Genomic DNA, 24267 nt, shown 5'->3' with positions numbered 1-24267 from the left:
TTTCCAGTAAACTTCGATATAATGATAGAACACACGTACGAAATAAATTAAGAACCGACTGTCTAAATAACAACAACGTTATAGCTAGACTTGAGTAAGGAGAGATCATTTTGCATAATGAACCATTAGCATATCGTATGAGACCTCATACAATTGATGAAATAGCCGGTCAACAACATGTCATTGGAAGTGATACGGCATTATATAAAATGATAAAAAATGGACATGTACCTTCTATGCTTTTATACGGTGACCCCGGTGTTGGGAAAACTTCACTTGCTTTTGCAATTGCAGGTACAACAAAACTCCCTTTTATTGCATTAAATGCTACTAAGGCCGGCAAAAAAGATGTAGAAGATGTTGTAGCCGATGCAAGGCTAAGTGGTAAAGTGATTTTGTTTTTAGACGAAATTCATCGATTTAATAAGCTACAACAGGACACACTTTTACCCCATGTAGAAAATGGGTCTATTATTTTAATCGGTGCAACAACAGAAAATCCATTTCATGATGTAAACCCTGCAATACGATCTCGTTGTGGCGAAATCAAACAACTTAAGCGACTCACGACAGAAGATGTAGATATGTTACTGCAAAGAGCCCTGCAAGATAAAGAAAAAGGACTCGGTCAAACAAAAATTGATCTAACTGACGACCAAAGAAAAAAAATTGCGGATGCAGCAAATGGAGACGCTAGAAAAGCATTAACATTGCTTGAATCTACCGTATTCGCAAGTTTCGAACAGAATGGAGTCACAGTAATAGAGGATTCTATTTTGAACAGTTTAATTGATCGAGTAGGAGTTTTTGGAGATAAAAAAGGATCACACTTTTATAATCTTTTGTCTGCATTACAAAAATCTGTTCGTGGAAGTGACACAGATGCGGCACTATATTACTTAGCTCATTTACTTGAAAATGGAGATTTAGTAGCTGTTTCTAGAAGACTTCTCGTCATGTCCTATGAAGATATCGGCCTTGCTAATCCTTCCGTTGGACCACAAGTACTTGCAGCCATTCAAGCAGCTGAAAGACTTGGTCTGCCAGAAGCACGTATTCCATTAGCAAATGCAATCGTTTTAATGTGTTTATCTGAGAAATCGAATTCCGCTTACGCTGCACTTGATGCGGCAATTTCAAGTATTCATCAAGGGAAAACTGGAGATATTCCAAGTCATTTAAAAGACACCCATTACACAGGAGCAAGCGAACTTGGTCATGGAGGTTATATATATCCGCATAATCATAAAATTGGTACTTTTGGTGGTTGGGTGAAACAAAATTATCTTCCAGAAAATTTGATTGGGACACAATTTTATAAGCCAATAGAGGCTGGTGAAGAAAGACGTCTTGCTGCGATTTATCACCGTATAGAAAAATTTAAAAAAGAATAATAAGTACTCCGTAAAAATACTAGAATAGAAAGAGCATGAATACATTTTTCTATACTAGATGGTTGTAGTGAAAATCGGCGACTCCAGCGGGATAAGCGTTAGTCGAAGACCCCACAGCGTAGCGAGGAGGGCACTGAAAAACTCGAATTAGTATTTTTGGAGGAACAATTTGCTGTATTTATTTAAGAGAATATAGCGCGACGCATGAGGCTCCTGCGGGAAAGCGAGACAGACGAGACCCCGCACGAAGCGAAGCGTAGGAGGAGGCTCGGCGCTCGCCCGCGGAAAGCGAATGCCAAAGCGCTAAATACTCTTAGGACTATTTGATAGATAATTTATTTGAATGACACTTTTTCAGCGCCCTCGTAGCGAGGAGGCTGAGGCAACGCCCGCGGAAAGAGTCCGCTTGGAACGGAATCCATTCTATAAATTTATATACTTTCATATTCTTTAAAAAGATAACCTATATTCAAATTAAAAATCCAGTCTAGATTAATACTAGACTGGATTTATAAGTTTTACTACATTTATTCTATGTAGTAATCTTTTCGCAGAACATATTGCATTAAATTCTAAGGAGTGTTTCTTTTACACACCCATTTTACGTCTTGTATTACTAACTTTTTTTGTTTGCTGACTTTTCATTTTTTGATTTGTTGCTGGTCCATTTCCTGTACCTTTTCCACCAGAAGATAGTTTCTTCTTTTCTTCTAGCTTTTGCTTTACTGCTTCTTGCAATGTCATTTTCTTTTTCGGTGCATCTTGGTTATTTGTTTCAGTCATTACGTTCTCCTCCTTATTACTTCACTTTTTATACTGCTGTAATTATAGTATATGGGAATAGGAAAAAACTTCAACTAATTATTGCACTCGATTAATATGAATTTCCCTAGTAATATCATTTATTACCCAACTTGCACATATTAAACCAACTGACGATGGTACAAACGCATTCGAAGATGGTGGCATTTTCGCTTTACGAATTGCTGCATCTGGCTTTCCTACTGTCTCCACAACATCTTCTCGAACAATAATTGGACTTTCATCGGAAAACACGACTGGAATCCCTTTTGTAATACGATCTTCTTTTCGTAATTTAGTTCGAATTATTTTCGCGATTGGATCTGTATGTGTTTTAGATATATCCGCTATTTTAAAACGGGTAGGATCTGTTTTATTAGCAGCACCCATACTTGAAATAATTTTAATGCCTCTTTTTAAGCACTCTTTCATCAAATGTATTTTGTAAATAATCGTATCAGAAGCATCGATTACGTAATCAATATTCATTGCAAAGAATTGTTCAAATGTTTCTTCCGTATAAAACATATGCATATCAATCACTTCACATTCTGGATTAATATCTGCTATACGTTCTTTCATTACCTCTGATTTAGAGCGACCTATCGTCGAAATATAAGCTACAAGCTGTCTATTAATATTAGTAATATCAACATTGTCCTTATCGACTAAAATAATTCGACCAACCCCACTTCTTGCACATGCTTCTGCAGCGAAAGAGCCAACTCCTCCAACTCCTAAGATTGCCACGGTCGTATTTTTTAATAAATCCACGCCTTCTTTACCTATTGCAAGCTCATTTCTAGAAAATTGATGTAACATATATAAAACACTCCATTTATATAAAATTAGTCGGAATAGTTTCCATGAAAAACCCTCCAGCAATTGTTGCTAGAGGGGAAATTGATCAATGTAAGGACGAATCCCAATCGTGCCGTCAAATGAAAGCGTATCGTTTTGAACCCGCACTCAGCAGGTGGGTGTCCTCTTTATTATGCCTGACGTCCTCAATGGAGGCATGTCATTTGTAATAAAAGTTAGACTCCCGACGATATAAATTGTTCGGTCAAAACTGATTGGCATGTTGCGAACACATCAGGATTCGTATTACTTGTATAATAGCATACGTATTTTGAAACTTCAATTATTTTATTGCGTTATTTTTTCACTATTCTGAACAATTACGTTTAGGCTTAATTCCTCAAGTTGAGCTGTGGCTACAGTACTAGGCGCTTGAGTTAACAAGCAACTTGCACTTGCCGTTTTCGGAAATGCGATTGTATCGCGTAAGTTTGTACTACCTGAAAGTAACATTACGACACGATCCAAACCAAAAGCAACACCGCCATGTGGAGGAGTACCATATTCGAACGCTTCCATTAGGAAACCAAACTGTGCTTTCGCTTCTTCCTGTGAGAATCCAAGTATTTCAAACATTTTTTCTTGAACTTCTCTTGAATATATACGTAGTGATCCTCCACCGAGTTCATAACCATTTAAAACTAAGTCATATGCTTGTGCTCGGACTTTACTTGGATCTGTATCCATTAAAGGCAGATCTTCTTCGAACGGTCTTGTGAAAGGATGGTGAGCAGCTTTGTAACGCCCATCTTTTTCATCATATTCAAATAACGGCCAGTTAATAACCCAAAGAAATTCAAAGCGGTTTTCATCGATTAATTGAAGATCTTTCCCAAGTTTTAAGCGAAGTGCTCCTAGAGCATCTGCTACTACTGATTTTTTATCTGCAACGAATAACAGTAAATCTCCTGCAGTTGCTTCTAAAGTTTCAATTAAACTAGTTGCCGCTTCTCCTTCGAAAAACTTCGCAATTGGACCTTTTAGACCTTCTTCATCTACTTTTAACCAAGCAAGTCCTTTTGCTCCATAAACTCCTGCAAATTCACCAAGTGCATCGATATCTTTTCGAGAATAGTTATCAGCGGCACCTTTCACATTAATCGCCTTAACTTCTCCTCCATTTTCAATCGCAGATGCAAAAACTTTAAATGCACTATCCTTCACGATTTCGGATAAGTTTACTAACTCTAATCCAAAGCGAACATCAGGTTTATCCGAACCAAATCGCGCCATTGCTTCATCGTAATCCATACGTTGGAACGGGATTGTCACATCTATGCCTTTGACGTCTTTCATCACTTTTTTCATCATACGCTCATTCATTTCCAGAATCTCATCCATAGATAGGAAACTCATTTCCATATCGATTTGAGTAAATTCTGGTTGACGGTCTGCACGTAAATCTTCATCTCGGAAGCATCTAGCAATTTGATAATACTTTTCGAATCCAGCAACCATTAGCATTTGCTTAAACAATTGTGGCGATTGAGGTAATGCATAAAATTCACCGCTATGCACTCGACTTGGCACTAAATAATCACGTGCTCCTTCTGGAGTAGACTTTGTTAAAATAGGTGTTTCTACTTCCAAAAAGCCTTCTTCATCCAAAAAACGTCTAACTGTTTTAGTAATGTCTGATCGCATCTTAAACGTGTCGTACATTACTGGTCTTCTTAAATCTAAGTAACGATATTTTAATCTAATATCTTCTCCAGCGTCAGATTGATTTTCAATTGCGAAAGGAGGATTCTTTGCTTCATTAATAATAGATACTTCTGCTGCGTGTACTTCAATCTCTCCAGAAGGCATATTGGGATTTACTTGATTTGCAGCTCGAGCAATTACTGTACCCTGTACCTCAATGATGTATTCATTACGAAGTTTATCTGCTACTTGAATCGCTGTTTCGGAAATTTCCGGATTAAATACTACTTGCACAATACCTGAACGATCTCTTACATCTACGAAAATAAGTCCGCCTAAATCTCTTCGTTTTTGTACCCAACCGATTAAATGGACAGTTTCTCCAATTTGTTGCATGTTTAATTCTCCACTAGTATGTGTTCTTTTCATTTTTCTTCCTCCACCCAAGCTGTAATACTATTTTTTACTTGCTCTACTAATTTGTTTAGTGGTATCAGTTGCTGTTCTCCATTTGACAAATTTTTAAGCATAACACTTTCTTTTTCAAGTTCATCGTCCCCTATTATGAGGACAAATTTTGCTTTCATTCGATCCGCAGACTTCATTTGTGTTTTTATTTTACGATCTAAATAATCCATTTCTGAAGTGATGTTATTCTGTCTGAATACATTTGTAAGTTCCACTGCTTTTTTCTTAGCAGCTTCTCCCATACTAATTACATATACATCTAACATAGAAAGGGTTGCCCAATTATTATCCTCTGCCTCTAAAGCAAGTAATAATCGTTCAATACTCATTGCAAATCCAATTCCTGGTGATTCTGGTCCACCAAGCTCTTCAACAAGGCCATTGTATCTCCCACCGCCAGCTAAAGTTGTAATTGCACCTAAGCCTTCAGCAGTACTCATTATTTCAAATGCAGTGTGATTGTAATAATCTAATCCGCGAACTAAGTTAGGATCCACTACAAAAGGAATATTTAAAATGGTCAAATATTCTTTTACTTTTTCAAAATAAGTAGCAGATTCATCGTTTAAAAAATCTGCAAGAGATGGCGCTGACGCCATTAATGGGTTATTACGATCAACTTTACAATCTAATATGCGAAGTGGATTTTTTTGCAGTCTATTTTGGCAATCTGTGCAAAATTCTTTAATATGTGGTTCGAAGTGATTTACTAACGCCTCTTTGTGTGCAACTCGGCTTTCTGTATCTCCAAGAGAGTTAATAACAAGCTTCAAATTTTTTAACCCTGCTTTTTGGTAAACGGACATTGCCAATGAGATTACTTCTGCATCTATTGCTGGATCGGCACTTCCAATCGCTTCAATTCCAAATTGAACAAATTGTCTGTATCTTCCTGCTTGCTGTCTCTCATATCGGAACATCGGTCCCATATAATACAATTTAACTGGCTGGTCAGCGTAACCAAACATTTTATGTTCTACATATGCACGAACTGTCGAAGCAGTCCCTTCAGGTCTTAATGTTAATGATCGATCGCCACGATCTTGAAATGTATACATTTCTTTTTGAACGATATCCGTCGTATCCCCAACACTTCTTGTAAATAATTCTGTATGTTCAAAAATGGGAGTTCTAATTTCTTTATATTGGAACAAACTACAGGTTTCTCTGATCAATTCCTCTACTATTTGCCATTTACCAGAATCACTAGGCAATATGTCTTGTGTTCCTCTAGGTACTTTAATATCCATAACTTTATCTCCCTTCAAATAAAAAATAAAAAAGCCCTCATCCCTTGCATATATGCAAGGGACGAGAGCTTATATTAGCTTCCGCGGTTCCACCCTAGTTGGTCACAAATTAAATGACCCTCTCTTCACTGAATAACGACCAGTACCGTTTTTGCCTACTAAAGTTACACTTTTTCGACAAAAAACCTCTCGAATGTTGTTCACTGAGTTCGTCTGTAGGAAAGATTTCAGCCACGTCTCTCCTTCTCTTTTCATCCGTTTAAAACAGCTACTTTTTCGGTCTTCGGTTTGTTTATTGTTTATAATTATACTTTATCTTAATGACAGTTATTAAATAAGTCAACCCTTTTCAATAAAAGGTAGAATTTTCATGAGAAAATATTTACAATAAGGATGGGAGGGATTCAATGAACGACAAACTATTACAAAAAATGACGATTTTCCTACTTGCCATTATTTTATTAATTCCTGTCTTCAAGGTGTATGCACAAGAATCAGAAGTGACTGTAAATGTGCCTTCACTTAAAGTCCGTTCTGGCCCCGGTCTCACATTCGATATAATCGGTGAAGTTGAGCAAAATGATAAACTCACAGTAATCGGTAAAGAAAATGATTGGCTTCAAGTTAAATACGGAAATACTAATGGATGGGTCGCAGGCTGGTATACAACAAGCGATTCGACAGAAATGACGAATAAACAAGTTATTTCCAAAGTGAATAAATTAAATGTTCGAAAGGATCCATCGTTGTCTTCAGCAGTAATCGGTCAAATTCAAGAAGGAACTCAACTTACTACATTCAAATCAGAAGGACAATGGATTGAAATATCTTTCCAAGACAAAAAAGGTTGGGTCCATAGCGATTATGTATCTATTGTTAAACAAGCAATAGAGAAAGAACCGAAAACTGAACAGACTACTAGTACTCGTGAAATCTTTGTAGTTTCCGTAGACGTCTTAAATGTTCGTGCAAAGGCTGATCTTTCATCCAAAATAATAGGACAAGTTTCAAAAAGCGAGCAATTTAAAGTCATAACAAAAGATCATAACTGGGTTCAAATTGAATTAGAGAATGGTAAAAAAGGATGGGTCTATAGCTTTTACGGGCAATTTGCCGTTCATTCTTTATCTTCTGAGTCAACAACGTCTCTAGAAACCATCAAAATTTTATACAATGGGACAAACTTAAGATCAGAAAGCACGACCAATAGTGAAGTTGTTGCACGCGTAAATGCCGGAGAATCTTTCCCCGTTTTAGAGAAAGAAAAAGACTGGTATAAAATCGAGCTTTCAGATAAAACGATTGCTTATGTCGCTAGCTGGGTTGTCTCATCTTCTAATTCGGATAATTCATCCATAACAGAACCGATTAAAGAACGAAAAAAAGGAACTTTACAAGGAGTAACACTTGTTATTGATGCAGGGCATGGTGGAAATGATAGGGGAACGACAGGAGCTCTTGGTACAGATGAAAAGGATATTACCCTTCTAACAGCAGAATTATTAGCTTCTAAATTACAAGCCGCTGGGGCTAATGTCATCATGACACGTGAGTCAGATGTATACGTAGACCTTCGTAAACGAGTTTCCATTGGTCATCAGTCTGCCGCAGATGCGTTTGTTAGCTTACACTATGATGCAATTGAAAATAGCTCTGTTCGTGGTTACACTACATACTACATGCACGATTTTCAAAAAGAACTTGCTACTTATGTACATAAAGAGCTTGGGAACATGGTATCGATGAAAGATCGTGGCACGCAACCTGGAAACTATTTAATTTTAAGAGAAAATAAACAAAAAGCCATTTTAATAGAGTTAGGTTTTTTAAGTAATCCAGTGGAAGAACGCTATGTAACTACACCTCAATTCAGAGAACAAGCATCACTTGGAATTTATAACGGAATAATAAATTATTTTGATTCTCAAATAAACTAAAAAACATAGGGATGCCCTCAAAAATCATTGAAAAATGACTAATGAGGGCATCCCCTTCCTATGTTTAGTGATTCTATTTTTTATGATAAATACTTTTTTATTTCTAGAAAATCGTTGAAAAAGGCGACACTCCTGCGGGAATAGCGTTAGTCGAAGGCCCCGCAGCGTAGCGAGGAGACTGAGGCAACGCCCGCGGAAAGGGAGGCCACTGAAAAACCAAAATTCAGAAAATAAAGTCACCACTTGAGAAGTATATTTGTATCAAAATTGGCATGACGTCCCCATAAACACCCTAAAAAGTGAAGGAATTATGGGATTTCGTTTTTATTTTTTGAAAAAAAGTGACTTTTTCAGTGGCCTCCGGAAAGGGAGCCGTTTCAACGATTTTCTTATCTATTGTGTTATTGCACATTCCCGTCTTGCAAAGCAAATAATTGAGACTTTTTCAGTGTCCTCGAAGTGAGGAGAGCACTGAAAACCTTTCTATTTTTTTGATAAATACTTTTCATTTCTAGAAAATCGTTGAAAAAGGCGACACTCCTGCGGGAATAGCGTTAGTCGAAGGCCCCGCAGCGTAGCGAGGAGACTGAGGCAACGCCCGCGGAAAGGGAGGCCACTGAAAAACAAAAATTCAGAAAATAAAGTCACCACTTGAGAAGTATATTTGTATCAAAATTGGCATGACGTCCCCATAAACACCCTAAAAAGTGAAGGAATTATGGGATTTCGTTTTTATTTTTTGAAAAAAGTGACTTTTTCAGTGGCCTCCGGAAAGGGAGCCGTTTCAACGATTTTCTTATCTATTGTGTTATTGCACATTCCCGTCTTGTAAAGCTGAATTCAGGGACTTTCTAAGTGCATCCCGTTTTTCCGCAGGAGTCTCGCGCAAGCTCAATGATTTAATTAAATCTATATTAAAAATGAATAAAAAAATCGTCGCTTCTTTAAAAATGAAAGTTACCACACAACCATTTTAAGAAGGACGATTTTTTTATATGGAATCCAAAGATTACTATCGAACGCTGAACAAACATCATTTCGGATACTTCTACGAAATAACGTTTGCAGAAGAACACGCAGAAAAGCGATTTTATGCTTCAAGCATAATTGTAACAGGACCATCGTTTGTAAAAGAAACATCCATCATTGCACCAAACACACCCGTCTCCACAACAAAGCCTTTTGCACGTAGCCTACTGTTAAAAAGTTCCCATAACGGCTTCGCAATTTCTGGACGAGCTGCATCGATAAAACTTGGTCTTCTTCCCTTCCGTGTATCCGCATATAAAGTAAATTGAGAAACAGAGAGAATAGCCCCTCCACGTTCAACAATTGAGAGATTCATCTTACCCTCTACATCCTCAAATAACCGCAATCCTGCAATTTTGTCTACTAAATAGTTTATTTCTTTTTCACTGTCTGTTGCTGTAATGCCTACTAGCAATAAATAGCCAAATTCAATGGAGCCGGTAATTTCTCCATCTACTGTCACAGAAGCATTTTTACAGCGCTGAAGTAATACCTTCATAAAATAGAAACTCCTTTAATTGATAATACGTTGAACAGAATACACATCTGGTAATTGCTTAATACGATCAGCAACTTTATGCAAATGAGCAATATCAGTTATTTTAATGGTTAAATTAATCGTCGCCATATCATTTTCTGTTTTGCCACTTACTGCGGCAATATTTGTTTTTGATTCATTTACCACTTGTAATACTTCGTTCAACAAGCCTGGACGATCAAAAGCTGATACTTCAATATCAACATGATAGTCTTTTTTCATTGGCGTATCAGACTGTTCCCATTCCACTTCAATAATTCTAGAAAGTGATTCGTCACTTTGTACGTTCGGACAATCTGCACGGTGAACGGATACGCCTCTTCCTTTAGTAATAAAACCAACGATATCGTCTCCAGGAACTGGACTACAACATCTAGAGAGACGAATGAGCAAATTTTCAATACCTTTTACAACAACACCTGATTCTGTTGTCTTCTTCACAACTGGTGCTTTCATTTCAGTTGTAATTTTTTCTAATGCTTCTTCTTGATCGCGTATTTTTCTCATTTTTTCCGCTAAACGATTTACAACTTGTTGTGCTGTAATACCGTTAAAACCAACTGCTGCATATAAATCTTCTTCACCAGCAAATGCATATTTTTCGCAAACACGCTTTATATTTTCAGCAGTTAATACTTCTTTTACTTCAAACTCTTGTGCTTTTATTTCTTTTTCTACTTGCTCTTTACCTTTTAAAACATTTTCATCACGCAGCTGCTTTTTAAAAAACTGTTTAATTTTATTTTTTGCTTGAGAAGATTGTGCAATTTTCACCCAATCACGGCTTGGCCCAAATGATTGTTTAGAAGTTAAAACCTCGATAATATCTCCCGTTTTTAACTTCGTATCTAACGGGACCATTTTACCGTTCACTTTAGCTCCAATTGTTTTATTTCCTACTTCAGAATGGACGCGATAGGCAAAATCGATTGGAACAGATCCTGCTGGAAGCTCAATTACATCACCTTTTGGAGTAAAAACATACACCATATCAGAAAATAGATCGAATTTCAAAGACTCCATAAATTCTTCTGCATTTGATGATTCTTGTTGAAATTCAAGGATTTCTCTAAACCAAGTGAGTTTGGAGTCGATAGATTGTTTATTTGTTTCAACTTTTCTTCCCTCTTTATACGCCCAGTGTGCCGCAACCCCGAATTCTGCAATATTATGCATTTCTTCTGTTCGGATTTGCACTTCTAGTGGATCTCCATTTGGTCCAATTACAGTAGTGTGGAGGGATTGATATAAGTTTTGCTTTGGCATGGCAATATAATCTTTAAATCTACCCGGCATTGGTTTCCATAACGTATGGATAACTCCTAATACTGCATAACAGTCTTTTATACTTTTCACAATGATGCGCATTGCGAGAAGGTCATAAATTTCGTTAAACTGTTTGTTTTGTACGACCATTTTTCGATAAATACTATAAATATGTTTTGGTCGACCAGATATATCTGCATCAACTTCCATTTCATCCAATTGTTTTCTAATATCATTCATTACATTTGTTAAGTAAGATTCGCGCTCAGTACGCTTTTTTTTCATGAAATTTACGATGCGATAATATTGTTGTGGATTTAAGTAACGAAGTGCTGTATCTTCTAACTCCCATTTCACAGCAGATATACCTAAACGATGTGCAAGTGGGGCAAATATTTCTAATGTTTCATTGGAAATACGACGTTGTTTTTCTTCAGGTAAATGTTTTAACGTGCGCATATTATGTAAACGGTCAGCAAGTTTTATTAAGATGATTCGAATATCCTGAGCCATAGCGATAAACATTTTACGATGATTCTCTGCTTGTTGTTCTTCTTTTGACATATATTTTATTTTACCGAGTTTTGTTACACCTTCCACTAGAAGTGCAACCTCTTCATTAAATTCTTCTACAATATCTTCCCGTGTATAGTCTGTATCTTCCACTACATCATGTAAAAAGCCAGCAGCAACTGTTTCTGGATCCATTTGAAGATCAGCAAGAATACCGGCTACCTGAATTGGATGTAATATATATGGTTCACCTGAATTCCGAAATTGTTCTCGATGAGCAAGTTCTGCTAATTTATAAGCTTTTTTTACAAATTCAACATGCCCTACATTCATATACGTGGAAACTGTATCGAAAACATCTTCCGCTGTCTTCACTTGATCTTTTGCCATGCCAAATCACCTGATTTCGTTATATTTCTAGAATAGTATATAAGCTATATTGTATAAAAAAAAAGATGGACTTGTAAAGTCCACCCTTATATTGTCGAAAAAGTGTCTATAGATAAGTGACATTATCCTACAATTCCTAATATACTCCTAGTATTGTATCAATGCACAAATGTCATATTCGTTTAGCTTATTGCGACCCTCTAAGTAAGTTAGCTCTATCAAAAATGCGCAGCCAACTACTATTCCGCCTAACTCTTCCACTAATTTAACTGTTGCTTCAATTGTGCCCCCAGTTGCAAGTAAATCGTCTACGATTAATACTTTTTGTCCTGGTTTTACTGCGTCTTTATGCATTGTAAGCACATCTTTGCCATATTCTAAGCCGTATTCCGCACGGATAACTTCTCTAGGAAGTTTACCTTCTTTACGCACTGGAGCGAATCCAACACCAAGTGCATAAGCAACAGGACATCCAATGATAAATCCACGTGCTTCCGGTCCAACTATAATATCTGCATCTACTTTTTTCGCATATTCAACAATTTGATCTGTAGCGTATTTATAAGCTTCCCCATTATCCATAATTGTTGTAATGTCTTTAAATCTTATTCCTGGTTTTGGCCAGTCTTCCACGATTGTAATATATTGCTTTAAATCCATGTTTGCTCCTCCTCAGGAACGGTTTGTACTGCTTTTCGCTCTTCAAACCATTGTTTCAGCTCAATATATGGCGCGTATAATAATTTTTGCTCTAGCTCAATTTGTTGTGCGCGCTGTTTATAAGATGGTGCTTCCGATAACTCCGTTTTCACTACGCTATCATTTAGAACTAACATCCCACCCTCTATTTTAACAAAACTAAGCTCAAAAAACACCTTTGACATGAAATTAAATGTCTTTTGACTCCACCCTGTATGCTTCGATAATTCGTGGACATGTTGTTTTAATGCAAAAGTTTTCCGTTTTACTAAAAAGGAATAGTACCACTTAAATTGTTCTCTAGTTGGCAATCCTTCAAAATAAGTCGATTCACTAGCGTAGAAATGGACGTAAATTCTTGACCAGTCATGATATTCTAAAACTTGTTTCAACAACATCTCATCCGGTGGTAAATCAAGAATTACAACATAATCGTATGTTATTTTTTGCTCCATTAGTTCTGAAAACAACCAAACTTTTTCTTGTATTAAAGAACTAAAGTGAGTAATAGTTGCTTCATTAAAGGCAATAAATACGGTCTTCTCTGCATGTATATTTGGTAGCCAACGGTTAACTTGTCTTATTCCTCTTATATCAAAGAGTTGCCATTCATTCACTTTTGCATCATGAATCATCAGTTGCGGTTTTTTTCGACCATTCCATTCATTAATTTGAATATCGCCAACAAAGGAAACCTTTGTTGCTGGGGCTATCTCATCTGCTAATTCCCCTCTTCCAAATCCAATAGCATCTAGAGAACTTGAACCTTGGGAAATCTCCATTTTTACATGATTTTGGGCTGAACCTATTTTTCGCATAGAAGAAATTTCAACATCCTCGATACAATAAATTGGTTTTGCAAAATCCATTCCGAATGGTGCTAGCTTCTGAAGTGATTCTATAGAATCCGTTGTTATTTCATGCACTTCTAAAGGAACATCAATGGATATTACTGGAATTAATTGTTCCTCTGTTAAACATTCTTTAGCTTGTCCCTCTAATCTATTACGAAATAGATCCACATTTTCTAATGGGAGAGTCATTCCAGCTGCCATCGGATGTCCACCAAAGTGAGGGACAATATCGTTATTTTTAGCAATTTCTTTGTACATATGGAATCCATCAATACTTCGAGCAGAGCCTTTTGCAACTTGTTTTTCGTTATCAAATCCTAAAACAATTGCTGGAAGATAATACTTTTCCACTAGCTTGGAAGCCACAATACCAAGTACACCTGGATTCCAATCTTTCTTACCTACGACGATGACACTAGGTCCATCTAATCTATACTCCTGTTCAATTATTTCCGTAGCTTCGTCTGTAATTTTTTTCACTATAGCCTGACGTTCTTTATTTTTCTCATTTAACATATTAGCTATAGATAAAGCATGAGTTCGGTCATCCGTTAAAAATAATTCTACTCCCGGTGTCGCGTCACCTAGTCTACCAACTGCATTTATGCGAGGACCGAACATAAAACCAACTGTTTCCTCATTAATGGTTGGAATCTCAACTCCACTAACATTGGATAATGCTTCAATTGCAACTGATTTCGTTCGTTTCATTTGATGGATACCTCGTTGAACAAAATAACGATTCTCATCCGTTAAAGAAACTAAATCGGCAATTGTTCCTATTGCAACTAAATCCAATAATTCCTCTGGAATCTCTCCAATTAGAGCATGGGCTACTTTAAACGCAACGCCAACTCCAGCTAAGTGGGGAAATGGATAGGTAGAATTTTCTAATCCTGGATGAATTATAATATCTGCTACGGGCAGCTCTTCTCCAGGTTCATGATGATCGGTCACAATCACATCCATTCCTAAATCCTTAGCAAATTGTATTTGTTTCAAGCCTGAAATACCATTATCTACCGTTATGATTAATTGAACCCCTTCTTCAAACGCTTCTTGAAATAATCGTTCACTTGGTCCATAACCATCGATAAATCGATTAGGAATTTTATATAAAACGTCAGCTCCCATTGATAACAATGTTTTCATCAAAACTGTAGTACTTGTAATACCATCCGCATCATAGTCGCCATAAACCATAATTCTTTCTTGGTTTTCTATTGCTCTATGAACTCGTTCCACTAATTGATCCATTCCATTCAACAAAAATGGACTATGTATATTTTCTTCCGTTAAATTTAAAAAATTCTGCGCTTCTTGTATTGATTGAAACCCTCTTGAAACTAATACTTTTGCACATACACGAGGTATGATTAGTTCATTTTCAAATAAGGACACTAGGTGATCATTTGGTCTAGATATACGCCATCTTTTCTTCGATTGAATCATATTTTCACTTCCTCGTTTCTTATTATACTAGAGTTATAGTCGCAAAAAAACCTTTTGACTTTTGCCAAAAGGTTTCTAGATTTCTAAAAATATCTCATTTTTTCAAAGTAGAATCATATTACTTTATATCGTTGTGTTTTGATCCTTTAGTTCCTCATCTTTTTTAACTGCTTTTTTCTCTTGATTTAATAACAATTCATTTTGAAGTGCACCGATTGAAGCTTCCTTCTTTTCAAGCTCTTTTTCTAGATGTTTTACTTTTCTTGAAAGTATAAAGGAACGATAAATTGCTACTGTACCACTTAATAGAGCTCCAAGTAGTGCAGAACCTAGAATGACTAAAATAAGAGGCCATCCTGCTGTTCCAAATACATAATTCACTGGAACCGCATCAACATTATAAACAGCAAATAAAGCAATGATAACAGCAAATAATAATCCAAATAATAATGACCATTGAAGTTTCATATGTAGCACCTCTTTTATTGTTTATTTTACCATAAAATCACATAAAAATGGAACAGAATATATGCACCATATACTCTGTTCCATTGAATTAATAGGCTTCATACTACAGGCTCATCAGAACCCCATTTTTTCTCTTCTTTCTTTACATCAATGCCACCAGATTTACGAAGCTCTTTTGCTTTAAGATCATACCAAATTTGAGCACCGATAAAAATAGAAGAATACGTCCCAGCTATTAAACCGATTAATAATGCAATCGAGAAGTTTTGAATACCTTCTGCCCCAAATAATAGGAGCGCAACAACTACTAAAATTACAGTTAACACGGTATTAACAGAACGGCCTAGCGTTTGACGTAATGATTTGTTCACGATTGTTGCCAGTTCCTCTTCAGAAGTAATCTTTTTGCTACGATGTAAGTTTTCACGAATACGGTCAAATGTAACGATTGTATCATTGATCGAATATCCGACAATCGTTAGAACTGCTGCAATGAATGTTATGTCTACTTCTAATCGTAATATACTAAAAATTGATACCATTAAGAATGCGTCATGTAGTAATGAAACAATGGAAGCAAATCCCATTCTCCATTCAAAACGGAACGCTACGTAAATAACAATTCCAATAGCAGCAATTAGTAGAGCGTTTATTGCATCTTTAGCAAGTTCTACTCCAACGGTAGGTGAAACAGTACTTACAGTTGGCTCGACCCCAAATTGCTCATTCATTTCTGTTTTTAATTTTTTTATTTCATCTTGTGTAAAGTCTTCTTTATAACGAATAACTGCATTTTCGCTATTATCTCCCGATAGAACAATATCTTCAGAAGACAATTCTACCTTATCTAACTTCTCAGCTACAAATTCTTTTGTTAACGTTTCATTTGTTTGAATTTCAACACGAGTTCCACTAGAGAAATCTATTCCTAAGTTCAGTTGAATTGTACTTAAGGTGATAATTCCAGCTACCGTTAAAATAATAGATAATGTATAGAAAATTTTTCGACTGCGTACAAAATCGAATCGGTCAAATTTAGTAGTTAAGTCAAGTGTATCCACTTCTTCTTCAGGAGGGTGAATTCGTTTCTTTGGAATACCGAACCAACCTGGCTTATTATCGAAGTAACCACTGTTTACAAGTAACCCTAATAGTATTCTAGAAGCCCATACCGCAGTTAGGAACACGACTAAAATACTGATCATTAGTAATGTAGCAAACCCTTTAACAGAACTTGTACCAAAGAAGAATAACACTGCTGCAGCTAATAGTGTAGTAATATTTGCATCAAAAATCGCTGTGAAAGCCTCTTTTGCTCCAGTATTAAATGCCTTTTTAACTGATTTACCAACTCGTAATTCTTCCCTTATTCGTTCATAAGTTAAGATATTTGCATCAACTGCCATACCAACCCCAAGAACAATTGCTGCAATACCTGGTAATGTTAATACTCCATTAATCCAATCGAATATAACTAGGATTAAGAAAATATACACTACTAATGAAATAACTGCTACTAGCCCAGGTAAACGGTAGTAGAAAAGCATGAAAATAAAGATTGCAGCAATCCCAATAATTCCAGCTAAAATAGTACTATTTAATGCTTGAGCTCCAAATTGTGCACCTACAGATGTAGAGTAAATTTCCTCTAAGTGAACAGGTAATGCTCCAGCATTTAATATACCAGCTAGATTTTTTGTTTCTTCCACATCGAAAGATCCAGATATTTCTACACTATTTGAACTAATTCTTTGTGAAACTCTAGGATTTGAAGTGAATTTAGGTTTCTCTTTCAACACTTCAGCTGCGTATGAATCTACACCTTCTTTAAAATCCATCCAGATTACCAAGACATTGTCCGGTGCTGGTTTTGCAGCAATTTCAGAAGTAACTTCTGCAAATTTGTTTGCGTCTTTCAATTCTAGTGTCACGATAGGTTGGCCTTGCTGATTAAAGGCAGCCTTTGCTCCACCCTCTTTTAAATCAGTTCCGTCTAGCATAATATTATCATCTACATCACGGAATGATAAATTTGCCTCCGTAGAAAGTAGTTCCCTTGCGGAGTTTTGGTCTTCGACACCAGCAAGCTGAACTCGAATACGATTGCCACTTTCAATTTGAATACTAGGTTCACTTACTCCTAATACATCAATACGGTTAGAAAGTGCTGCTGCCGTATCTTTTACAACGTCCTCTGTAATTTCTTGTCCTTCTTTCAATTTTTCCACTTGGTAAAGTACTTCAAACCCACCTTGCAAGTCTAAACCTAGCTTAATATTATTTAATACTCCACTAATGGTTGGACTGATGGTACCAGCAAAAATCACAATCAGCAGTAAAAACGCGACTAAGCGTCCTCTAGTTTTCATATGTATATTTCCTCCTAAAAGAGCGGCAGACACTTTTTTTGTAGCGAGAGAGGTTTCTCAAACACAAGCATCTGAAGCTAAACAATTACTAAATAACTACTTGTAAACTTTCTTTAAGTACAAAAAACGCAACATGTTTATTATGAAACACGATGCGCTCACTGTCAAATAACGGATTGTTCATTCATCATCATTTTTGTGATTTAATAACAATTGTAATTCTTCTTGATTAATTTCAGAAAACCAATTCGAAGTTTTAAAATTTTCTATCTGTTCGAATGTCATATATTCGGCTGGTGATATTGAGAGAATATCATTTACTATTTGATGTAACGGAATTTCTGCCACAACTTTTTTACGCCACTTTTTTGTATTACAAAAATTCCATATATCTTTTTCAGAGACAGTCTTATATTGATATACTTCAAATTCACTTTTTTTACTCTCTAAAGCAGGTAGTACATGTTTAAATATTTCTTCGTAAGTGTTTTCCAAAATACAGCACCCCATTTAAAGAATAATGTACCAAGTAGTAAGCATATTGTTATTGTAAACGATGTTCCTGTATTTGAGAAGGAAGTGTTTATATGTCTACATTTTTAAGAGGATCTATTTTGTTAATGCTTGCAATCTTTTTGTCCAAGTTTCTAGGGTTTGTTTACCGAATGCAATTCGTTCGATTAACTGGAGAAGAAGCATATGGCATATATATGACTGCTTATCCAGCGTTTATTTTCTTTCTATCTCTAATTCAGCTTGGCATACCTATTGCAATGTCCAAAATTATTGCTGAGTTAAGAACAAGAAATGCTATTTCTAGTTATTTCTCGGTCATGCGAACATCTGTCATCGTTACTGTTATATCTATTCTAGCATTTACTCCAATTTTCCTTTATGTCGCTCCATTTATTTCTGAAAACTTATTAAAGAATGATGCCATAACAATGACACTTTATGTTTCCATTGCCATAGTACCAATTGCTGCAGCCGGTGGTATCTTAAAAGGATTCTTTCAAGGAATAGCAAGAATAGAAGAGACAGCTGTTTCCCAATTGATGGAGCAAATAATACGAATTCTACTCATTAGCTTTTTATTGCCATTTCTACTAACTTCAGCTTCCCCAAAAGAGGCAGCAGCTTATGCTATGGGAATGTCCTTATTAGGAGAAGTTGCGGCTTTACTTTACCTGAGATGGAAGTATGTAAAATGGAAAGCGAAGCAAACGATAAAAAAAGCTTCAAATGCCTATCCACTTTCACCTCTTTTTTCTATTGCTTTGCCATCTTCGGGTAGTAAATTATTTGGATCGTTCACATGGTTTTTAGAACCCATCATCTTTATCAAAGCTTTAGCAATAACAGGTATTACAAGTGTTGCTGCTACTACTCTATATGGAGTTATCTCGGGTGTTTTAGTACCATTAGTACTCTTTCCATCCTTTATTCCTTACGCATTATCTGTCGTACTGATTCCAGCTGTAAGTGATGCATTTGCAAGAAGGAATAATTCTTTATTAAAAGAAAGAATTCATCTATCTTTAAAATTCTCTACCTTAACAGGTTGTTACGCTGCGACACTATTTTATTTACACGGTGGAGAACTCGTTTCCGCACTTTTTCATGTTGAAAATGCTACTGTATATATGAAAATATTGTCTCCTATTTTTTTCTTTTATTATATTCAAAGCCCGTTGTTTTCCATTTTACAAGCTTTAAACAACTCCAAGGCGGCTTTCTTAAACTCTCTATATGGCGGAGTTGGTAAATTACTTTTACTATTTTTTCTTGCTTCTCAAGCAGCAATCCAGGAAAAAGGAGCCGTCGTTGCGATTGGTTTTGGTGTATTAATCACTTCCTTTCTACATATTGCTTCTTTAAGAGAAAAAAAAGAAGCACAAATAGGCTTCTCGTTTTTTGCACTTCCATATGCTATTTTTTTACTTACAATTGTTTCACGTCCATTAATTTTTTCTATAGGTGAAAGATCCTTAATAGTTGATTGTTTAGTGTCTGTTCTTTATCTAACGATAGGATTAGTTCTTTTTAGACAAATAAAAAGAAAAGAGGTCAGTGTTATTCTACAAATACTTCGAACATCTAAAAAGAAGTTTTAAGTTGAATATACAATGAATCATCTTCATAACTACAATAAAAAATTTTCTTTTCATCTTCTATTAATTGTTTTTTTAGTTCTTCTCTCAACCATTTTTCACTTTTTCCTATTCTTTGAAGATGACTTTCTTGAATATCTCCGTCTATAATTAAAGGATAAACGTATTGTTCACTTTCTTTTTTAAAGACAGATAAGTTACCGGAAGGTTCTAAAAATGCATAAGAGACTGTCTGTATAGAACCAATTTGTTGTTCACGTAACTGTTGCAAAAGATCATCTAAATTATATCGTTGTTTTCTCATTTCTTTTTCTATAATAATGCCGTCTTTGATAATAATCGATGGAATTCCTTCCATCGTATCGCGAAACTTTTTATTTTTTAATGATATATAAGATACGGTCATTTGAATAATTAATAGAGTGATCATAGGAATGATTGAATGTACAAAATTACTCTTAGGATCATCTAAAGCAAATGCCGCAACTTCTGCTATCAATAAAAAGACAACTAAATCAAAAAGACTTAGCTCACCAACTTCTCTTTTTCCCATTAGACGAAGTATGGTCAAAATTAACCAATACAAAATAAAAGTTCGAATAATTATGATGAGAATATCGTTCATCATATCACCTCTGTTTTACTATGCCCACAAAAAAAGAACTTACTCATATATTTATGAGTAAGTTCTTTTATTTATTGTTTACTCAGAGACAACTCGTCCAACTGCTACGCGTTCAAATTGTAAACGTGTACCGTCAGCTACTACTACAAAAATTGTTGAATCGTCTACTGCATCAATCTTCCCGTGTAAACCACCAACAGTAATAATTTTGTCTCCACGTTTTAGACTATTTTGCATTTGAGCTGTGTTTTTTTGTCGTTTTTGCGCTGGACGAATGATGAAAAACCACATCACTGCGAACATTGCAATTATCGGTAATAATCCTACCAAAGTATCCATGTATTTATTCCCCTCCTTTTTATCTCTTACTAGTATACAAGAATCAGAAATTTTTTGCATTCGGTTTATTGTAACCGTATTCTTCAAAAAATTCTTCTTTAAAATCTAATAAGCGATCTTCTCGGATTGCTTGTCGTACATCCTTCATCAAATTCATTAAGAAATGAAGATTGTGGTACGAAGCTAAACGTAAACCAAATGTTTCATCTGCTTTGAATAAATGGCGAAGATATGCTCTTGAATAATTTTTACAAGTATAGCAATCACATTTTTCATCAATTGGTCCAAAGTCGCGTGCAAATGCTGCACCCTTAATAACTAAACGTCCTTTCGATGTAAAGAATGTTCCATTACGTGCAATACGAGTTGGTAACACGCAGTCAAACATGTCTATACCTCGAATAGAACCATCTATAAGCGAGTCTGGTGAGCCTACTCCCATCAAATAGCGTGGTTTATTTTCAGGCATTAGAGGTGCCGTAAAATCAAGCACACGATTCATTACATCTTTTGGTTCTCCAACTGATAAACCACCAACCGCATAACCAGGGAAATCCAAAGATATTAAATCTTTTGCAGATTGACGACGTAATTCTTCATATTCGCCTCCTTGGATAATACCAAATAAGCCTTGTTTTTCTGTATTTGTATGAGCCTCTAAACAACGTTCTGCCCAGCGCGAAGTACGTTCGACAGAAGCTTTCATATACTCAAAACTTGCAGGGTATGGTGGACATTCATCAAATGCCATCATAATATCTGACCCTAATGCATTTTGAATTTCCATTGATTTTTCTGGACTTAAAAACAGTTTATCTCCGTTTAAATGATTTCGGAAGTGTACACCTTCCTCTTCAATTTTACGCATATCACTTAAGCTAAAAACTTGGAAACCACCAGAATCAGTTAAAATAGCACGGTCCCAGTTCATAAATTTATGCAATCCACCTGCTTCACGAATAATATCATGCCCAGGACGAAGCCATAAATGATAAGTATTACTTAAAATAATTCCTGCTTCCATTGCTTTTAAGTCTTCAGGTGCCATTGTTTTAACGGTAGCCTGAGTCCCTACTGGCATGAAAGTTGGCGTCTCAAATGATCCATGTGGCGTATGGACAATTCCTAGTCGTGCGCCTGTTTGTTTATCTTTTTTTATTAATTCATAAGTTATTGCAGCCATTTAATAATTCCTTCCCTTTATAAACATTGCATCACCGAAACTGAAAAAGCGGTAACTTCTTTCAATTGCTTCTTTGTATGCTGTTAATATAAATTCTCTTGATGTAAGTGCACTAACTAACATGACAAGTGTAGATTTAGGTAAATGAAAATTAGTGATCATTCCATCAATACATTTAAATTGATATCCTGGATAGATAAAAATAGATGTCCAACCACTATCTTCTTCCATCTGACCATCAAATTTAGTTGCAACTGTTTCCAGTGTTCTTGTAGAGGTAGTACCTACTGCTACAATTTTACCTCCAGCTGCTCTTACTTCATTTATCGTCTGAGCAGTTTCTTTCGATACGCGATAAAACTCCGAATGCATTTCATGATCGTCAATGGAATCTACACTAACTGGACGGAATGTTCCAAGTCCTACATGAAGTGTCACAAAAGCTATTTTAACACCTTTTGCACGAATGTCATCTAAAAGCATTTCTGTGAAATGTAAACCAGCAGTCGGTGCTGCAGCAGAACCTTGTTCTTTTGCATATACCGTCTGATATCGATCTTTTTCTTCTAGTTTTTCATGAATATACGGTGGGAGTGGCATTTCACCCAGTTTATCTAACACTTCAAAAAACACACCTTCGTATTCGAAGCGGAATATTCGTCCCCCGTGATCTTTTAATTCCGTACAAACAGCAGTTAACAGTCCTTCACCAAATGTAATTTTTGTTCCTACTTTTACTCGTTTAGCAGGTTTAACTAGTGTTTCCCAATTGTCCCCCTCTATTTGCGTTAAAAGTAAAACTTCTACATTTGCACCTGTCTCTTCTTTTACTCCCATTAAACGAGCTGGCATTACCTTTGTATCATTTAGCACAAGGCAATCTCCCTTGTTTAATTCACCGAGAATAGCAGAAAAAGTTTCGTGTTTATATGCATCGTTTGGATAATCTGCTACTAAAAGTTTACTGCTTGTACGATCTAATAGTGGAGTTTGTGCAATTAGTTCTTCTGGTAACTCAAAATCAAAATCTTCTACTTTCATTTTTTGTACATCCTTTATTGGTCAATTCTTTCAATTGGTAATGGAATACCAAAATGGTCATATGCAAGTGTTGTTACAATTCTTCCTCTAGGAGAACGTTGAATAAATCCAATTTGCAATAAATATGGTTCATATACATCTTCAATCGTAGTAGATTCTTCACCAATACTTGCAGCAATTGTATCTAGACCAACAGGACCTCCTCGGAATCGTTCAATCATTGCAGTAATTAATTTGTAATCAATGTGATCCAATCCTCTTGGATCTACTTGTAGTAATTCTAACGCTTCTTTAGCTATGTCAATCGATATATGACCATTTCCTCTTACTTGCGCGTAATCTCTTACTCGTTTCAATAAACGATTAGCAATACGTGGAGTTCCTCTTGCACGTCTAGCAATTTCACCTGCAGATTCATGGTCAATAGATGCATTAAACAACTCTGCACTTCTAGCAACAATGGAGGTTAACGCTTCTTCATCGTAAAAATCCAGTCTTAGTAAAACACCGAATCGGTCACGAAGAGGAGCTGACAATGCTCCAGCTCTTGTTGTTGCTCCGATCAAAGTAAATGGTGGCAAATCCAAACGAACACTACGTGCTGATGGACCTTTACCAACAACAATATCCAAACAAAAATCTTCCATAGCTGGATACAATACTTCTTCAATAGAGCGATTTAATCGATGTATTTCATCTATAAATAGAACGTCGCCTGGCTCAAGAGAACTAACAATAGCAGCCAAATCACCAGGTCGTTCAATCGCAGGACCACTTGTCATACGCATTTGCACGTTCATTTCATTCGCAATGACTGCTGCTAATGTAGTTTTCCCAAGTCCAGGCGGTCCATACAATAGACAATGATCTAGACTTTCGTTTCTCATTTTAGCCGCTTCAATGAAGATTTCTAAATTATGTTTTATCTTATCTTGTCCGATATATTGAGATAAAAGTTGAGGTCGAAGCGATTGTTCAAATGGTTCATCAAAATGGGATATTTCACTTGAAATAACTCGTTCCGTCATGTTTAGA

19 protein-coding genes, 1 other RNA gene and 1 other annotated feature are annotated in these 24267 nt (G+C 36.0%); of the genes, 3 read left to right on the top strand and 17 right to left on the bottom strand.

The annotated features are described in order from the left end of the window. Positions 1-110: 110 nt before the first annotated feature. Positions 111-1394, top strand: coding sequence for a replication-associated recombination protein A (locus FG384_RS13555; RefSeq protein ID WP_142643144.1), 1284 nt, complete (start codon positions 111-113; stop codon positions 1392-1394). A gap of 588 nt (positions 1395-1982) precedes the next feature. On the opposite strand, the gene FG384_RS13550 is transcribed toward FG384_RS13555, so the two are convergent. The 5 genes from FG384_RS13550 to hisS form a co-directional block, all read right to left on the bottom strand. Further along, positions 1983-2177 carry a hypothetical protein gene (locus FG384_RS13550; RefSeq protein ID WP_142643143.1) on the bottom strand — a complete coding sequence of 65 codons (195 nt, stop codon included), beginning with the start codon at positions 2175-2177 and terminating at the stop codon, positions 1983-1985. 78 nt (positions 2178-2255) lie between these two features. Continuing rightward, entirely contained in the window at positions 2256-3017 is a 762-nt protein-coding gene (locus FG384_RS13545; RefSeq protein WP_142643142.1) for a tRNA threonylcarbamoyladenosine dehydratase, read from the bottom strand. Positions 3018-3113: 96 nt separating this feature from the next. Then, positions 3114-3300, bottom strand: a non-coding RNA gene (ssrS, locus tag FG384_RS13540) — 6S RNA. A gap of 44 nt (positions 3301-3344) precedes the next feature. Further along, positions 3345-5129, bottom strand: a complete 1785-nt coding sequence (aspS, locus tag FG384_RS13535) for an aspartate--tRNA ligase (RefSeq protein WP_142643141.1) — start codon at positions 5127-5129, stop codon at positions 3345-3347. Further along, positions 5126-6418 carry a histidine--tRNA ligase gene (gene hisS, locus FG384_RS13530; protein ID WP_142643140.1) on the bottom strand — a complete coding sequence of 431 codons (1293 nt, stop codon included), beginning with the start codon at positions 6416-6418 and terminating at the stop codon, positions 5126-5128. Before hisS ends, aspS begins: the two co-directional genes overlap by 4 nt. A gap of 54 nt (positions 6419-6472) precedes the next feature. After that, positions 6473-6711 (bottom strand) — a binding site (T-box leader). Between the two features lie 114 nt (positions 6712-6825). On the opposite strand from hisS, the gene FG384_RS13525 reads away from it, so the two are divergent. Continuing rightward, positions 6826-8355: an N-acetylmuramoyl-L-alanine amidase family protein gene (locus FG384_RS13525; protein WP_142643139.1), complete on the top strand. Its 1530-nt coding sequence runs from the start codon at positions 6826-6828 to the stop codon at positions 8353-8355. 1090 nt (positions 8356-9445) lie between these two features. Here FG384_RS13525 and dtd read toward each other — a convergent pair. The 7 genes from dtd to FG384_RS13490 all read right to left on the bottom strand — a co-directional run bounded on the left by dtd (position 9446) and on the right by FG384_RS13490 (position 18428). Then, positions 9446-9883 (bottom strand): D-aminoacyl-tRNA deacylase, encoded by a 438-nt coding sequence (dtd, locus tag FG384_RS13520; protein ID WP_142643138.1) that lies wholly within the window; start codon positions 9881-9883, stop codon positions 9446-9448. Positions 9884-9898: 15 nt separating this feature from the next. After that, positions 9899-12091: a RelA/SpoT family protein gene (locus FG384_RS13515; RefSeq protein ID WP_142643137.1), complete on the bottom strand. Its 2193-nt coding sequence runs from the start codon at positions 12089-12091 to the stop codon at positions 9899-9901. A 147-nt stretch (positions 12092-12238) separates the two neighbouring features. Beyond that, positions 12239-12751 (bottom strand): adenine phosphoribosyltransferase, encoded by a 513-nt coding sequence (locus tag FG384_RS13510; RefSeq protein WP_142643136.1) that lies wholly within the window; start codon positions 12749-12751, stop codon positions 12239-12241. Next, entirely contained in the window at positions 12742-15096 is a 2355-nt protein-coding gene (recJ, locus tag FG384_RS13505; RefSeq protein WP_142643135.1) for a single-stranded-DNA-specific exonuclease RecJ, read from the bottom strand. The genes FG384_RS13510 and recJ overlap by 10 nt, the downstream gene beginning before the upstream one ends. A gap of 123 nt (positions 15097-15219) precedes the next feature. Beyond that, positions 15220-15564, bottom strand: coding sequence for a LapA family protein (locus tag FG384_RS13500; RefSeq protein WP_142643134.1), 345 nt, complete (start codon positions 15562-15564; stop codon positions 15220-15222). Positions 15565-15662: 98 nt separating this feature from the next. After that, positions 15663-17933, bottom strand: a complete 2271-nt coding sequence (gene secDF / locus FG384_RS13495; protein ID WP_142643133.1) for a protein translocase subunit SecDF — start codon at positions 17931-17933, stop codon at positions 15663-15665. 180 nt (positions 17934-18113) lie between these two features. After that, positions 18114-18428 (bottom strand): post-transcriptional regulator, encoded by a 315-nt coding sequence (locus FG384_RS13490; RefSeq protein WP_142643132.1) that lies wholly within the window; start codon positions 18426-18428, stop codon positions 18114-18116. A gap of 92 nt (positions 18429-18520) precedes the next feature. Between FG384_RS13490 and FG384_RS13485 the strand changes: the two genes are divergently transcribed. Beyond that, positions 18521-20047 carry a putative polysaccharide biosynthesis protein gene (locus tag FG384_RS13485; protein ID WP_142643131.1) on the top strand — a complete coding sequence of 509 codons (1527 nt, stop codon included), beginning with the start codon at positions 18521-18523 and terminating at the stop codon, positions 20045-20047. Here the strand turns inward: FG384_RS13485 and FG384_RS13480 are convergent. The 5 genes from FG384_RS13480 to ruvB form a co-directional block, all read right to left on the bottom strand. Next, complete coding sequence (locus FG384_RS13480; protein WP_142643202.1) at positions 20031-20669, bottom strand: DUF421 domain-containing protein; 639 nt, start codon at positions 20667-20669, stop codon at positions 20031-20033. The genes FG384_RS13485 and FG384_RS13480 overlap by 17 nt on opposite strands. Positions 20670-20747: 78 nt before the next feature. After that, a complete protein-coding gene (gene yajC / locus FG384_RS13475; protein ID WP_142643130.1) occupies positions 20748-21008 on the bottom strand; it encodes a preprotein translocase subunit YajC in 261 nt (86 codons plus the stop codon). A 43-nt stretch (positions 21009-21051) separates the two neighbouring features. Next, the gene (gene tgt / locus FG384_RS13470; RefSeq protein WP_142643129.1) at positions 21052-22191 is read right to left on the bottom strand and encodes a tRNA guanosine(34) transglycosylase Tgt; all 1140 of its coding nucleotides are present in this window, start codon (positions 22189-22191) and stop codon (positions 21052-21054) included. Further along, positions 22192-23232 carry a tRNA preQ1(34) S-adenosylmethionine ribosyltransferase-isomerase QueA gene (gene queA, locus FG384_RS13465; protein WP_142643128.1) on the bottom strand — a complete coding sequence of 347 codons (1041 nt, stop codon included), beginning with the start codon at positions 23230-23232 and terminating at the stop codon, positions 22192-22194. A gap of 14 nt (positions 23233-23246) precedes the next feature. Beyond that, entirely contained in the window at positions 23247-24260 is a 1014-nt protein-coding gene (gene ruvB / locus FG384_RS13460; protein ID WP_142643127.1) for a Holliday junction branch migration DNA helicase RuvB, read from the bottom strand. Between the last annotated feature and the right edge of the window lie 7 nt (positions 24261-24267).

This window comes from Psychrobacillus vulpis (assembly GCF_006861825.1).
Lineage (GTDB): Bacteria > Bacillota > Bacilli > Bacillales_A > Planococcaceae > Psychrobacillus > Psychrobacillus vulpis.
The sequence above is the reverse complement of the archived record's forward strand: the minus strand, read 5'-3'. Positions and strand labels throughout refer to the sequence as shown.

What these genes read in the sequence shown, in the direction of transcription:
- FG384_RS13550 (WP_142643143.1), bottom strand. Translation starts at nt 2,177, where the DNA reads ATGACTGAAACAAATAACCAAGATGCACCGAAAAAGAAAATGACATTG.
- FG384_RS13545 (WP_142643142.1), bottom strand. Translation starts at nt 3,017, where the DNA reads ATGTTACATCAATTTTCTAGAAATGAGCTTGCAATAGGTAAAGAAGGC.
- aspS (WP_142643141.1), bottom strand. Translation starts at nt 5,129, where the DNA reads ATGAAAAGAACACATACTAGTGGAGAATTAAACATGCAACAAATTGGA.
- hisS (WP_142643140.1), bottom strand. Translation starts at nt 6,418, where the DNA reads ATGGATATTAAAGTACCTAGAGGAACACAAGACATATTGCCTAGTGAT.
- FG384_RS13525 (WP_142643139.1), top strand. Translation starts at nt 6,826, where the DNA reads ATGAACGACAAACTATTACAAAAAATGACGATTTTCCTACTTGCCATT.
- dtd (WP_142643138.1), bottom strand. Translation starts at nt 9,883, where the DNA reads ATGAAGGTATTACTTCAGCGCTGTAAAAATGCTTCTGTGACAGTAGAT.
- FG384_RS13515 (WP_142643137.1), bottom strand. Translation starts at nt 12,091, where the DNA reads ATGGCAAAAGATCAAGTGAAGACAGCGGAAGATGTTTTCGATACAGTT.
- FG384_RS13510 (WP_142643136.1), bottom strand. Translation starts at nt 12,751, where the DNA reads ATGGATTTAAAGCAATATATTACAATCGTGGAAGACTGGCCAAAACCA.
- recJ (WP_142643135.1), bottom strand. Translation starts at nt 15,096, where the DNA reads ATGATTCAATCGAAGAAAAGATGGCGTATATCTAGACCAAATGATCAC.
- FG384_RS13500 (WP_142643134.1), bottom strand. Translation starts at nt 15,564, where the DNA reads ATGAAACTTCAATGGTCATTATTATTTGGATTATTATTTGCTGTTATC.
- secDF (WP_142643133.1), bottom strand. Translation starts at nt 17,933, where the DNA reads ATGAAAACTAGAGGACGCTTAGTCGCGTTTTTACTGCTGATTGTGATT.
- FG384_RS13485 (WP_142643131.1), top strand. Translation starts at nt 18,521, where the DNA reads ATGTCTACATTTTTAAGAGGATCTATTTTGTTAATGCTTGCAATCTTT.
- FG384_RS13480 (WP_142643202.1), bottom strand. Translation starts at nt 20,669, where the DNA reads ATGAACGATATTCTCATCATAATTATTCGAACTTTTATTTTGTATTGG.
- yajC (WP_142643130.1), bottom strand. Translation starts at nt 21,008, where the DNA reads ATGGATACTTTGGTAGGATTATTACCGATAATTGCAATGTTCGCAGTG.
- tgt (WP_142643129.1), bottom strand. Translation starts at nt 22,191, where the DNA reads ATGGCTGCAATAACTTATGAATTAATAAAAAAAGATAAACAAACAGGC.
- queA (WP_142643128.1), bottom strand. Translation starts at nt 23,232, where the DNA reads ATGAAAGTAGAAGATTTTGATTTTGAGTTACCAGAAGAACTAATTGCA.
- ruvB (WP_142643127.1), bottom strand. Translation starts at nt 24,260, where the DNA reads ATGACGGAACGAGTTATTTCAAGTGAAATATCCCATTTTGATGAACCA.